The organism is Trichocoleus desertorum ATA4-8-CV12, from assembly GCA_019358975.1.
Lineage (GTDB): Bacteria > Cyanobacteriota > Cyanobacteriia > FACHB-46 > FACHB-46 > Trichocoleus > Trichocoleus desertorum_A.
This window is the reverse complement of sequence record JAHHIL010000005.1, coordinates 1-12,591: the sequence shown is the minus strand read 5'-3', so window position 1 is coordinate 12,591 and position 12,591 is coordinate 1. Positions and strand designations below refer to the sequence as shown.

Below are 12,591 nucleotides of genomic sequence, written 5' to 3'. Positions count from 1 at the left end.
TCGATGCATATCAAAATTGACAACGACAAATTTTGCATTGAGCTTAACTTCTGGGAAAAACTCTGGTCTTTGCAGTTCAATCACACTTGGCAAATTCCCCTCAGCCACATTGAACGTGCAACGACAACTGCGCCTATGAGTAATTGGAAAGAAATTAACTGGAAAGAAGTTAAAATGCCCGGAACGTTTGTTCCAGGGGTGATTAAAGCTGGGACTTACTACACAGAGAGAGGTAGAGAGTTTTGGTATGTCACAGATGACAAAAACTATCTAACCCTCGACCTAAAAAATGAGTTTTATCAAAAAGTGATTTTGACGGTAGGACAAAGTCACTTTTTGGCAGAGCAGCTTAATCGAAGTTTAGCAAGTTAAGCCGCCCCAAGAGACTCTTAATTTCTAGGCTTGCTGTGAGGTTAAGGACTAAGCTGATTACTTAACCTGACGTCAACTTGATTAAAGATTCAGTCCAACCTGGCTTAAGACTTTAGAGCCCTGTCTGCTCATGCTTTTGATTCATAAAAGTTCCAAGAGCTGCTTTAGTTCGCTTCGAGAATACTCCAGAGTAAAATCCTCTTCTTCACACAATCTTGATTCAATCTCAACTAAACCATATTATTAGTTTAAGTAAAGTTTAAGGAATTTCGGCAAGATTAAGTAGAGATTAAATTAAGATTGCATTCATCACCAAATTAAATCAACACTAAATTAACGCCAGTTTTTCACTCGAAAATGAGCGATCGCTGCTGGAAATCCCGCCGTCATTCAACTCATTACTTAAGGGGAAAGCGTTAATGTCTCGTTCCCATCCTGGCCTGAGGTGATGATTTTTTTGGCTACCTTGCTGAGTTCACGCTTCGGAGGTTCTGAACCACTATGATCTCTATTTCCTCTGGAAAAGTTGTTAAATTCCTAGCATTTGTGGTTCTGGGCCTAATTTCATTCAGTTTGTTAGGGCAACTTGCTAAGGTAATGTGGGCTGGAGATTATCCTTGGATCGTGTCACTGGCTCATCTCTTTGATGTGGACCGAGAGAAAAATTTGTCCAGTCTGTATTCTGCGGCAACGTTGCTGGTTTGTGCTTTTCTGCTAGCCGTTATTACTTGGGCCAAGCGCCTCAGTTGCGATCGCTACGTCCTTCACTGGGGCTTTTTGTCTTGCATTTTTCTCTTCCTAGCAGCAGACGAATGGACGAGTTTGCATGAAAAAACTATAGAACCGTTAAGAGCCTTGCTTGGTGGCAACAGGGGTGGTTTTTTACACTTTGCTTGGGTGATCCCAGGGGCTCTGTTTGTAGGAATAGTAGCGATTGCCTATCTCAAGTTTCTGAAGGATTTGCCTACCCGAACCCAGCGCCTACTTCTAGCTGCTGGCACGATTTATGTGGCAGGGGCTTTGGTGATGGAAATGGTAGATGGAGCTTATGCCCATCAGTATGGATGGCAAATCTGGAACCAACAAGGCTTAAAACCTACTGTGGCAGCCTTGGTCTATACCCTGATGATGACCTGTGAAGAAGCACTAGAGATGGTGGGAGTGCTGATTTGTATTTATGCCTTGCTATCCTATCTAGGCGATTGCATTCAAGAGGTTCGGATTCGGATCGATACTGAGAGGCATTCAATTTTGTCTGAGTCTGATGCTGAGGGTGCCATGACAAATAGAAGCCAAGCTTAGATACTGATGCTGAGTGAGGTTAGGTACTTCAGGTAGCCTGGGCTTAAGCACCCTCTGTAGTCAGAGACCCTACGCACTCTGTAAGTTCTGTAAGTAATGCTGTAGCAGCCCAATAATAATTGCAGGCTGTTCTAACTGTGGCAACACGCCTGCATCTGGAATTACCCGAAAAGCCTGGACTGCTTTGGGGTTCAACTCAGCTAAACGTCGTCCTAGACCAACGTCAGTAAATTGAGCCTGCTCGCCCCATACCATGCAACTGGGTATGGTGAGCTGCCCTAAGTACTGCGTTAAGTCAAAGTAGAGATCGCCCCGTAAAAAAGCCAGTGCCGCATATTCGGCGTTGGGTTGCTGCGCCGAAGCTAGATAAGCAGCCACCATTTCCGGAGAAACACGCTCTGGCCGAGCAAAGAGAAATCGTTCTAGAAAATTCCGTACCGCCACTTCGTTCATAGCTCCTAGTGTGTAAATGAAGCTGTCCAGTATTGGCGTGCGGATCAATTGCAAGGGGAGACGGCGGCCAGCGCTCTGCCCAAAGTCATCAAATCCAGAGGGACAAATTAAAAAGAGCGATCGCAAGAGGGTGGGCTGTTGAATGGCTAGACGAATGGCGATCGCAGCGGTGAGTGAAGCGGCAACGACACAAACAGGTTGCTCAGATACTTGTTGCAGAAACTCCGTTAGGGTAGTCAGATAATCGGCTACTTGGTAATCCCGCACCGGATGAGCAGATTGTCCCCAGCCAACTAAATCGGGCGCAATAATCCGGTGGGTAGTGGCAAAAGCGGCATAAACTTTAGACCATTCGTAGGCAGAGGCTCCACCTCCAAAGCTGTGTAAAAAAACGAGCGGGGGTAACCCTTCGGTATCGCTTGGAAACCAGGATTCTGGCTGGGTGGACTGAGTGTAGTAGGCGATCGAACCCAGAGAGGTTTGGACCACGCTTTGCCGAAAACCAGGAGGTTGAAACTGGAGCATATCTTGTCATGCTGAGTATCGTCACTCCTTAAGAATTTGACATCCTCACCGCCCTAGAAGTGCGGTGATTCCCAAGCCTCACGACTTAAGTTTTCTGCTTCATAGCAACTGCCTCCACCCGCAAGGAGTTTTATGGTCTTACGTTCGCTCCACAGACTAACCCCGTGTGTCCCACGGTTTTTATGTGTCGAAATCCCGAAAAGAATTTCTATGTTGTTGGTTGATTCAAGGGATGTTCACCATTGCCCCGTCCTCTTTTCCCGGTCTACCGATTTTGCTGCGCCGCCAGATGTGTCTGAACTTCGCTCGTTAGGCTGTCTGATCCATCGTCTCGGGTGGGTCATTGACCGGTTCAAGTATACCAAAAACTAATGCAAAGCCGTGCTAGAAGCACGGGGTTTCAGACCCAATTTTCTGATGAAACAAACTCTCACTCTGGGGACGGCGATCGCCCTCTCTTTAGCTACTACAGTTCCGGCTGGTACTGCTTTGCCCGATCAAAAAACCTACGATTTTGTCACCGAGCGCTACAGCTTGCTGCTAGAAGACACCTGCTAATTGGACCGAGCAACCCTACCAAAATGAGGAACTTGCCGATAAGGTTTGTTCGCTACTTTAGGAAGGGAGACGAAATCACTCCGTACACTTGAGAGGGTCGTAAAGCAGTATGGCAACTAAAAATTCCACGCAATGGGATGCAGGTCGGTTTCTGCAAACGTTGGCCTACTTTGATGTGTTTCCCTTTTTCAGTTGCTTACAGCGGCTGTTCAAAGGACAAACTCAGCATCCGACCAATTCCCCAACTGGAGCAAAGCGCATGGGTGTGGTTTTAGTGGTAGGAGCAACCAGCAACTTGGGGCAACAAGTCGTCCAACGCATACTGGCACAAGGGTATCAAGTGCGATCGCTCGTACCCAATTTATCGCAAGGGCAAGAAATTTTGGGCTCAGAGGTGAACTTGATCGTGGCAGACGTCACCCAACCCGAAACGCTGACTCCGAAGACTTTGGGTAGTATTGACGCGATCGCTTATTGTCCGGATGCTACCTTGCCATCTGTGGATATCAATTTCTCAAGCCCAACCGCATCCTTGGCCATACAAAACTTGGTTAAAGCTGCTGCCCGTGTCCTGAGCCAGCCTGGAGAAACTACCCTTTTTGATTTCACCTACCCCTCCGCGAATCTAAAAGAGCTTTGGGGCGCGGTCGATGACGTGGTGATGGGAGGTGTGAGCCAGAGCGAGATACGCCTCAGTGACAGCAGTGCCTTATTTGTGGGTAATGTCTCAACCGCTAACTCTGGCGGATTTGCCTCCATCCGCACTCGTAACTTCTCATCCGCGATCGCCTTAAGCAATTACCAAGGCATCAAGCTACGGGTCAAGGGCGACGGCAACCGCTATAAGTTTCTGCTGCGAACCGAGGAGAAATGGGATGGTGTCGCTTATTCCTACTCCTTCGATACCGTTTCTGATCAATGGATGGATGTTGAAATTCCTTTCAGCACTTTAATTCCAGTCTTTCGCGCTAAAACTGTACCTAACGATGGCCCGATTGACCCCAACCGCATTTGCTCTTGCCAGTTCATGCTGAGCAAATTTGAGTATGACGGAGGCTTAAACCCTCACTTTACCGCTGGTCGCTTTCAGCTCGAAATTGACTCTATCAAAGCTTATGGCGGCCCCACCCTAACTCAGTTTGTCTTGCTTAGCGTCGCCACCTCTCCCCAGCCAGATCAATCAGGGAGTGATTTAACCTCACTTTCACAGGACGAAGAGATTGTGCGATCGAGTGGCATTCCACACACGATCATGCGCCTCCACCCATCCACTGCATCACTAGGCGATCGCTTTTCAGAGTCAGTCAGAGCAGCAGATATCGCTGAATTGTGTGTACAGGTTTTAGAACAACCTGAAGCTTGCAATCGTACTTTTGAAAAAGCGGTGAATTGAGGGTGATATTGAGAGGGCGATCGCTCCCTAACAGGTAAGGTAAGGATTAGAGCCATAAATGAACGCATCCTGAACCCTCATGCAACCCCTGCCAGAACTGACAGTCGAAGCGGCACACAAAATTCTTCAAACCTTTACTTGTATTGAGCAAGGCTCTACCGAGTCTCTACCCTCAAATGCTCTAGTTCGGCAGGCCCTCCTGTTAGTCAGTGGTCTTTCCGACTATCAAATGTTTGGTATTTGTGCTGATACAGTGACTCAGGGGTTAGCCGCTCTCAAGAGTTATTTGCCAGCCTTGGGCTACAACGCAGACAAGCTTACAGTGACCCCAATTGAGGGGCCAGCCTACATCAAATTCAACTCCAAAACTGGCTTGTGTTATGCCAGTTCTTACCCAGGCTCCCATCGCGGCGTTTTAGTTTCCTGCCAGTCGGCTCTGAGCAATGGCATTAATGAAACCTATGGTCACTTACCTCTAGATTTATTTCTAGAAGCCCCATGAATTTCTAGATCATTGCTTTGCGCAAAGCTCGACGTTGCTCGGATGAGAGTGCCGCTACCGCCTGCTCAGAAGATTCAAATAACTTAAAGAAATCCCAGAGTTCCTCATCTTCACTAGAACCTAGGGGGGCTAAAACCTCATCTGCTTCAGGATGCCGACACACCCCGCCATCACAGTTAAGCCCTAACTGATGCCAGTAAAGGGTAGGAACACCCCAACCCCGCTGACCAAAATGCTCGTGATTTAACAAGTGAGATTCCAAATATGCTTTGGGGGACGCATAATACTTCTGCTCCCGGGGGTAGGGCACTGTGAAGCAGCCAAAAGCTTTCCGATATTCTTCTGAGTCTAGGATGGCAGTAACGAGCTGAGCCACTCCTTGCTTCATCAAAATATTGCAGTAGAGCTGGATTTCCTCTTGATTCATGGGAGCGCGGCCCATGAACTTTTTGAAGCACCAATCTAAAAACTTGAGATTAGAAGCATGGTGATAGAAGGCTTGCAGAAAAACTTCTGAATGGCCCAATTCTTTGAGAAATCGTCTAACCCCAATTTTGTCCTTCAAAAAGTTTTTCTCGATTTGAGCCAGACTCTGACGCTCATAGGCATAGGGCTGCCGTTCTAGCACTTGTCGATAGATTTGGGTCAAAGCAAAGCGGCGCTCATCTGGAGAAGAGTGACGGCTGACCATAATTGGTTGAACTTGGTTCATGGTGGGTCTCCCGTAAAGGTATTGAGGTGAAATACCTGAATCGGGCATATGGAGTTAGGAAAGCTTTGTGATTAAGCGTGAGACTGGAGAGATTGCAGCACAATATCTAGGTAAGGGCGTACCAAGGTGCCGCTGGTGGGAGACAAACTGCTAGTAATGGCTTCTTGTAAAGCGCGATAGGCGATCGTGCATTGACTCGTTTTGCGGTGTGCCAGCAAGATGGTATCGAGCCAAGACATCATCTGTTCTTTGAAGAAAACTTCATCGTCTCGCAAAATTGAGACGGCAATATAACGTAGAACCTCGGTCATGTCGTACTTGCAGCGCTGACCATGTTGCTGAATGATCTCTGGATAAGCCTGGGCCAACTTACGCAAAGCTTGTAAAACCAGTTTGTCGCTATGATCTCGTAGCTGTTGATAGGTTTCCACGCGAACTTTATAACTTTGAAGATATTGTTCTAGCGGGTCCAGCTCTCGTGAGTTGAGATAGCGGCCATCCGCTTCCAAGATATTTTTTTCCAGGGTGTGATTGAGAGTATGCATCATGGTTCGGCGCTGAACTAAGTCACTTTAAAGGCACTGCTTCTTCATCAGACTGCCCTGAGGCAATAACAAGCTCAACAGATTGAAGCGATTCTTAATACAATTTTTTTGTTGCTTTTACAAACTGGAAGCGTGGCAAGTTAAAGGTTCAGTTCGTATGAAGAAACCATGCAGTTTTACTGAAGAACAAGTTAGCCTAGAGGCAGGTGAGTGCTTGGAATCAACCATCAACAGACAGGTCAGCCGAAGCAATGAATTGGATTTTAAGTTTAGTTGGAAAAGCCCTGGGGATCGTATTGCTCTTTAGTGGTGGCACCGTTTCTACAGCCATCTTGTTAGGCATTGCTGCGAGCCACGCCACAGGAGGAATTCTGGCGCTGCTGTCTATGTTGCTGGTTTTCTTTGGTCTAGCACCTGCATTGATTGGCGCTGGGTTGCTGTTTCTAGGGGCATCGGCAAAACGGCGGCTGATCCGAGAGCGCTTTTTTCAAACTTTGCATATTCAGCAAGGGCGGTTGTCTTTGTTAGATTTTTCAGCGGCGGCTCGCTTGGAACCCGCGATCGCTCGTCGGCATTTAGATGGCTGGGCTAGAGAATTTAATGCCACCTTTGAGGTGAGTGATGAGGGCGAAATCTACTATGTGTTTGCACCCGTTGCAACTCCGCTCTATAACCGTGACCCCCTGTCTTCGCTAAATTACTTTATGCGGCGCTTAGAGGGGATTTTCTAGCATTCCAAATTGGGCCAGAAGTAACTTGGAAGTTGTAGTGTCTAGTTTATCTGGTCTTGTGAAGTGTCCCAGACAGGGGTCTATACATTGAAATATCCTGGGCTTATGATTAGGTAAACTTATTGAATATTCAAGGAAACGAGAGACATTTTTGAATTTTTTCAATCGCCTGGGATCATTACTGTGCAAGTGTTCAAGGCGAATTTAGGTGTGAGTTTTTCAAATTAGCGATCGCAGTCTCTCACCTTATCGGTTACTATCTTTTACTAAGCCCAAGGTTACAAATTGATTGCTGTGTTCTTCATATTTTGTTACAAAAGGTGAAGAGCTGTTTCAATTGAGAACCTGCATGTTTGGCGGTCTTTCTGGTTTGACAACTCCTCCCGGTTCCGGCACCGACTTTGGTGAGCGCATGCTCAACACGGTTGCCAGCCAAAGTATTCGTCACCTGTTTACCCAGAGCGAATCAGTGGAGGTTGCTGTCCGTTGCTTCCCTTCCAGCAAACTCCTCCAGGGCAGCATTGACAGCTTCAAGATGAGCGGTCGTGGTTTAATCATCCGCAAGGATTTTTGGGTCGAGGAAATGTCATTTGAAACGGATGCAGTTTCAATTGATTTTGGCTCGATTTTGGGTGGCAAAATTCGTTTGAAGCAGTCAACCCAAGCTGTTGCTCAAGTTACCTTGACCGAAGACGGCATTAACCAAGCGTTCCAGTCTGAGCTGGTGCAAAAGCGTCTTCAAAACCTCACCATGTCAGAACTGACTAACCTGTCTGGGGGAGAGCCAGTTTCATTTCGGGAAGTGCAGTTACAGTTGCTGCCCAATAACCAAGTCAAGATCTTGGCGAAGACTGACTTACCTAACTGTGACGCGGTTCCGGTCAGTATGAGCGCGACTCTTGATGTAGAACGACGGCGGCGGATTTTATTTCAGAATTCTCAGTTTGAGCCAGAGGCAGTCCCCGAATCCTTACGGGCTATCTCTGAAATTCTGACCAAGGCATTTGCTCAAGTGCTAAATGAAATGGTTGACCTCGATCGCTTCAACCTAGATGGAGTGCTGATGCGGATCAATCGCTTGGAAACGCAAGGCAAGAAGCTGGTTTTTAGTGGTTATGCTCAGATTGATCGCTTTCCAGGCAACTAAGCCTTTGAGTTGAGAGCTTAGAGGCAAGGGTCTAGAGGCAGGCGGTCTAGAGGCAAGTGGTCTAGAGGCAAGCGATCGCATCTCGTAACTCAATTATGAACTGGTAAGCTGTTCAAGGTGAACGTATCTCTCTGCTTGAAAGCTGATCTAGCATGGCATTCGCGAACTTATTCATCTTAGGCGGCGTTGTAATGTGGCCATTGTTAGGATTTTCGCTCCTGGCAATGGCTTTGATCTTGGAGCGAGGTGCCTTTTGGTTCCGGATTACTCAACGGCAAGACCGTGTAGTGCGCGAAGCGCTGAGCCTATACAAACGCAGCCCGCAAGCGGCATTTCAGAGACTAGAGCAGAATGCGGATCTGCCCATCACTCGCATTTTTTTGACTGCATTGGAGCTAGAGCAACCCTCACCAGAGGAATTTCGCTTGGCTTTAGAAAGTGCGGCCCAAGCAGAGCTACCCTTGCTCAAACGCTTTAATACTATCTTTGAGACCATCATTAGCGTCTCACCGTTGCTAGGTCTGCTAGGGACCATTCTGGGCTTGATTGGCTCTTTTGCTTCGTTGCGGGTCGGAGATTTGGGGGGTACCAATGCCACCGGAGTAACAGCTGGCATTAGTGAAGCCTTAATTTCTACCGCCTCTGGATTAGTTGTGGCTATCTTTACCCTGCTATTTGCCAATACATTCCGAGGGTTATATCAACGACAGATTGCGCTAATTCAAGAATACGGAGGGCAGTTGGAACTGCTTTATCGCCATCGCTATGAGCGGGGTGACTTGCCCTACGCTTCTCCTTAAAAGCCAACGCTGCGATCGCTCTGCGACTTCTCGTGGCTTCCGCTCCCCTCAGCGAAGAAACGGTTGATTAATTGAATTCTGCTTTCGGTAACTGAGCTTGGAGATGTACGGTAAAAATCGTTCCTAATCCCACCTGAGATTTGAAGTTGATGCTGCCGTTGTGCATTTCCACTAACTGTCGCGTCAAGGCAAGCCCTAATCCAGTGCCTTCATGTTTACGATTTAAGGCACTATCAATTTGCTGAAACGCTTCAAAGAGCAAGTGGTGCTTATCTGTGGCAATGCCGATGCCTGTGTCTTCTACTTCGATCGTAACTGTAGTGCCATCGCAACGCATGCGTAGCCAAACCTGCCCACCTTGAGGCGTAAACTTAATTGCATTCGAGAGTAGGTTTAGAAGGATTTGTTTGACTCTGCGCTCATCTCCCACAAAGCGATCGCAGTTTTGCAGACCCGTTAAGTCGTTACTGAGCCTCAACTTCTGGGCATAAGCTTTCTCGCGTAGCAGGGCAACGCATTGTTCCGCTACGTCTTGCAAAGAGAAACAGCTAATTTGTAAGGAAGCTTTGCCTGCTTCAATTTTGGATAGATCTAAAATATCGTTAATCAGTTGCAGCAGATGAGCACCGCTGTTATGAATAATCCCTAAGTACTCGCTTTGTTTGGGCGTCAACGAGCCAAATAAGCAGTTGAGGAGAGCAGAAGACATGCCAATCACTGAAGTGAGCGGAGTGCGTAGTTCGTGGCTCATCGTGGCTAGAAACTCACTTTTAGCCTGACTGGCTTTACAAGCAGCAGTTAAGGCATCTTGGAGTTGTTCGGTGCGCTCGGATAAAGCTTGACGAGTTTCAATCAGCTCAGTGATGTCGCGGGATGTCCCAAGCAGACCATAAACTTCACCGTTTGGTTTTTTAAGGGGTACCTTGAATGTGTCTAAGTGACGCATGCCACTCGGAAAAATAATGGTTTCTTGGGCGTGCAAGGTTTGACCCGACTGAAACACTTGCAAATTTTGCTCGGCAAAATGATTGAGTAAGCTGCTAGGGAGACACTCAAAGATGGATTTGCCTTGAATACATTGCCGATCGCTGTAACCAATTGATTTAGCAAAAGCGTGATTGCAAAACGATAAAGTCATGCCCTCGCGATGCAAGACAAAAATATGATCTGGTAGGGCATCGAAGAAGTATTCTAGCTCGGCTGTGCGTTGTGCCACCTGAGCTTCTAAGGTGTGATTGTGCCGTTGAATTTGTTGATAGAGAGTGGCTTGATGAATCGCGATCGCCAATTGATCGGCCACTGCCGTCAACAGTTCCACCTCTGAGGTATGCCAGTAGCGCGGGTAATGATCTTGGCGAAACGAGATGCAGCCCCACAAAGTTTGGTGATAATGAATGGGAACGATTAGCCAAGCCCCAGCAGTTTCAGTCGCTCCCGGATCATTCTGCCAAGGTCTGAGGGTGCGGACATCACTGATTTGGACGGTGTGTAAATTTCGCAGACGCGCAGCATAGGGATGAACTGGTTCAAAAATGGTAGACCCCACTGCTGAAGATGCTTCTGGATGTAAGCGATACTCTGTCTGCACCTGCCAATTTTGCGGTTCTTCTAGATATTGGAAAATGCTGCAACAGTCCACTACGACCAGTTGCCCCAGCTCCATTGCTACTGTCTCAAAAATGTGAGACAAATCTAGCGAAGCGCGAATCTGAGCTACGAGACGATTCAATAGGGCAGCCCGTTGCACCCGCTCATCGGCTTGTTGATAAATTAAGGCTTGATAGAGCACTTGCTCAATTTGGTGAATGACCATATGGAGCAAATACATCTCTTCAGGTTGCCAAACGCGATCGCTCTCCCATTGTTCGATACAGAGAAAACCACCCACCCATTTATCTACATGCTTTGGGTGAGATTGCGTCCAACTAGAAAGGGCGGCGCGAACAGTACGAGAGCCATTTACTTCGGTAGGTTCTGTTGGCAATGGCAATTCATCGGAAACCCAAGTACTGAGATGATGGTACTTATGGATCAGGTGCTCTACTGTCGCCCAGGCAGGATAGTGAGCGTGCCGATCCCAAGTCATGAGTTCGGGCGATCGCGCGATCGCTCCCCAAACCACCCGTTGATCTTTAGGGCTATAAAAGGCAATTAAGCAACGGCTGACGTTAAAAATCGTGCGAATCACTTCCGCAGAGCGACGTAAAATTGTTTGCGGATCTAAAGAGCTACTACTAACATGCAACAGTTCATGCAGCAGTTTTTCTTGCTGTAACCAGTGACGTTGCTGGTAGATAGTTCTAGTACTCAAGCGAGATTCTACGGCTATCTGCGGATTGGCTGATTGGGAACTGCGGTTATCGGCCAGGGATGGCGGTTGTCCGGCGTTGGCATCCAGGGCGCTGAGTAGCCTCAAAGTCAGCCCACTCTGTAACTCACTAGCGTTGGCCTGGGGCAATACTGCGATCGCCTCATCTAGAGCCGCTGCGAACGTGGGGAGGGTGGCAGCTTGACCCTTTAGAGCAACGCAAAATTTCGTAATGGCTGCGGCATCATAGATTAAATTAATTTGATGTTTAGGCTCGGAACTACTTTCCTTATTTGGTACTGAAGCATGGGAGCCAACTTGCCACAAAACCTGAAAGCGATCGCTGATCCCTAAGATAAACATTAAGGGTGCGTCAGCAGTTTGCTCAGCCAGTTGAAGATGGGTTGGCAGATGATTGAGATCTAAGCAACAAGAAAGCCAAGAATTCGCGTTGCCTCCTTCAATGGCTAAACTGGATTGCGCTAAAGGCGATCGCTGCTGGCTCGCGCTCCTGGGCTTGAATTTGAAGTAACTATTAGCAGCTGTTGAATTTGGGTCAACACCACTATCAACACCACTACAAGCCTTGAGATCTAAACCAAGCTGTAAAGGCATCCATTGAGGATCTTGTAAGCTGACTAGCACTAAGTTCAAATCAGATAGCTCTGTCAGAAACTCAAGCAAGGTAGAGGCCAAGGTCAGACAAGAAGATTGCTTCAGCGCATACTGATGATTCATTGCAAAAATGACCCTGATCTCTGTTCAAAACTCGCAACTTGCTGGAGAAGCTGACTGTAACAACGACTCATAAATATTTCTAGGTGATTTGGTCTTAATTCAGGTCAGCAGACACAGCTTCAATCTAAATTTTTACGACCCTTAAGGATGTATCAATTTATAGCAAGCGTGAATCAATTACTTTTGATCACTGAATTGGACTACTGCGCCACCCCATGTAGAAATTGTTCCCTAGAGGTCGGGAGATACAACGTATGCAAGTTAATCGTAGGAGCAAGCTAAACCGAGCCGAGTTTAGGATAAAAGGTTGAGAGTAGTGGCTCAATGTCGCTGGGATAGATCAGCCAAACTCGCTGCACAGGCTGAGTCAGAGTTTTTAGTGACATACTCCTACGCTGATACTGACGCATACAGCGTAGGCTTCTCAGTGACCCCTGCTATTGCATCGGGCGTAGCCTGAGCTTTATTGACGGAATGCCCTACCGCCAAATACTTGATGTTGATT

General features: G+C 47.4%; 12 protein-coding genes. 8 read left to right on the top strand and 4 right to left on the bottom strand.

Translation table 11 applies throughout. The annotated features are described in order from the left end of the window. Nucleotides 1-3 precede the first annotated feature (3 nt). Both KME12_06835 and KME12_06830 read left to right on the top strand, forming a co-directional pair. Entirely contained in the window at nt 4-372 is a 369-nt protein-coding gene (locus KME12_06835) for a hypothetical protein (protein ID MBW4487488.1), read from the top strand. A gap of 501 nt (nt 373-873) precedes the next feature. After that, nucleotides 874-1,674 carry a hypothetical protein gene (locus tag KME12_06830; protein MBW4487487.1) on the top strand — a complete coding sequence of 267 codons (801 nt, stop codon included), beginning with the start codon at nt 874-876 and terminating at the stop codon, nt 1,672-1,674. 69 nt (nt 1,675-1,743) lie between these two features. On the opposite strand, the gene KME12_06825 is transcribed toward KME12_06830, so the two are convergent. Then, on the bottom strand, nt 1,744-2,652 hold the full coding sequence (locus KME12_06825) for an alpha/beta hydrolase (GenBank protein ID MBW4487486.1): 909 nt from the start codon (nt 2,650-2,652) through the stop codon (nt 1,744-1,746). Nucleotides 2,653-3,069: 417 nt separating this feature from the next. On the opposite strand from KME12_06825, the gene KME12_06820 reads away from it, so the two are divergent. The 3 genes from KME12_06820 to KME12_06810 all read left to right on the top strand — a co-directional run bounded on the left by KME12_06820 (nt 3,070) and on the right by KME12_06810 (nt 5,105). Continuing rightward, a complete protein-coding gene (locus KME12_06820; GenBank protein MBW4487485.1) occupies nt 3,070-3,210 on the top strand; it encodes a hypothetical protein in 141 nt (46 codons plus the stop codon). Nucleotides 3,211-3,319: 109 nt separating this feature from the next. Then, entirely contained in the window at nt 3,320-4,603 is a 1,284-nt protein-coding gene (locus tag KME12_06815) for a CIA30 family protein (protein MBW4487484.1), read from the top strand. 79 nt (nt 4,604-4,682) lie between these two features. Beyond that, complete coding sequence (locus tag KME12_06810; protein MBW4487483.1) at nt 4,683-5,105, top strand: DUF1824 family protein; 423 nt, start codon at nt 4,683-4,685, stop codon at nt 5,103-5,105. A gap of 4 nt (nt 5,106-5,109) precedes the next feature. On the opposite strand, the gene KME12_06805 is transcribed toward KME12_06810, so the two are convergent. Together KME12_06805 and KME12_06800 are read right to left on the bottom strand one after the other, a co-directional pair. Next, nucleotides 5,110-5,817, bottom strand: coding sequence for a phycobilisome rod-core linker polypeptide (locus KME12_06805; GenBank protein MBW4487482.1), 708 nt, complete (start codon nt 5,815-5,817; stop codon nt 5,110-5,112). A gap of 71 nt (nt 5,818-5,888) precedes the next feature. Beyond that, entirely contained in the window at nt 5,889-6,362 is a 474-nt protein-coding gene (locus KME12_06800) for a phycobilisome protein (GenBank protein ID MBW4487481.1), read from the bottom strand. Between the two features lie 251 nt (nt 6,363-6,613). Here KME12_06800 and KME12_06795 point away from each other — a divergent pair, with 251 nt between their 5' ends. The 3 genes from KME12_06795 to KME12_06785 all read left to right on the top strand — a co-directional run bounded on the left by KME12_06795 (nt 6,614) and on the right by KME12_06785 (nt 9,040). Continuing rightward, nucleotides 6,614-7,093 (top strand): hypothetical protein, encoded by a 480-nt coding sequence (locus KME12_06795; protein ID MBW4487480.1) that lies wholly within the window; start codon nt 6,614-6,616, stop codon nt 7,091-7,093. Nucleotides 7,094-7,442: 349 nt separating this feature from the next. After that, nucleotides 7,443-8,240, top strand: coding sequence for a DUF2993 domain-containing protein (locus tag KME12_06790; GenBank protein ID MBW4487479.1), 798 nt, complete (start codon nt 7,443-7,445; stop codon nt 8,238-8,240). Nucleotides 8,241-8,392: 152 nt separating this feature from the next. After that, nucleotides 8,393-9,040, top strand: a complete 648-nt coding sequence (locus KME12_06785) for a MotA/TolQ/ExbB proton channel family protein (protein ID MBW4487478.1) — start codon at nt 8,393-8,395, stop codon at nt 9,038-9,040. A 67-nt stretch (nt 9,041-9,107) separates the two neighbouring features. On the opposite strand, the gene KME12_06780 is transcribed toward KME12_06785, so the two are convergent. Continuing rightward, entirely contained in the window at nt 9,108-12,086 is a 2,979-nt protein-coding gene (locus tag KME12_06780; GenBank protein ID MBW4487477.1) for a GAF domain-containing protein, read from the bottom strand. Nucleotides 12,087-12,591 lie beyond the last annotated feature (505 nt).

Coding starts and splice junctions, on each gene's coding strand:
- KME12_06835 (MBW4487488.1), top strand. CDS start 4: ATGCATATCAAAATTGACAACGACAAATTTTGCATTGAGCTTAACTTC.
- KME12_06825 (MBW4487486.1), bottom strand. CDS start 2,652: ATGCTCCAGTTTCAACCTCCTGGTTTTCGGCAAAGCGTGGTCCAAACC.
- KME12_06820 (MBW4487485.1), top strand. CDS start 3,070: ATGAAACAAACTCTCACTCTGGGGACGGCGATCGCCCTCTCTTTAGCT.
- KME12_06830 (MBW4487487.1), top strand. CDS start 874: ATGATCTCTATTTCCTCTGGAAAAGTTGTTAAATTCCTAGCATTTGTG.
- KME12_06790 (MBW4487479.1), top strand. CDS start 7,443: ATGTTTGGCGGTCTTTCTGGTTTGACAACTCCTCCCGGTTCCGGCACC.
- KME12_06780 (MBW4487477.1), bottom strand. CDS start 12,086: ATGAATCATCAGTATGCGCTGAAGCAATCTTCTTGTCTGACCTTGGCC.
- KME12_06810 (MBW4487483.1), top strand. CDS start 4,683: ATGCAACCCCTGCCAGAACTGACAGTCGAAGCGGCACACAAAATTCTT.
- KME12_06795 (MBW4487480.1), top strand. CDS start 6,614: ATGAATTGGATTTTAAGTTTAGTTGGAAAAGCCCTGGGGATCGTATTG.
- KME12_06800 (MBW4487481.1), bottom strand. CDS start 6,362: ATGCATACTCTCAATCACACCCTGGAAAAAAATATCTTGGAAGCGGAT.
- KME12_06805 (MBW4487482.1), bottom strand. CDS start 5,817: ATGAACCAAGTTCAACCAATTATGGTCAGCCGTCACTCTTCTCCAGAT.
- KME12_06815 (MBW4487484.1), top strand. CDS start 3,320: ATGGCAACTAAAAATTCCACGCAATGGGATGCAGGTCGGTTTCTGCAA.
- KME12_06785 (MBW4487478.1), top strand. CDS start 8,393: ATGGCATTCGCGAACTTATTCATCTTAGGCGGCGTTGTAATGTGGCCA.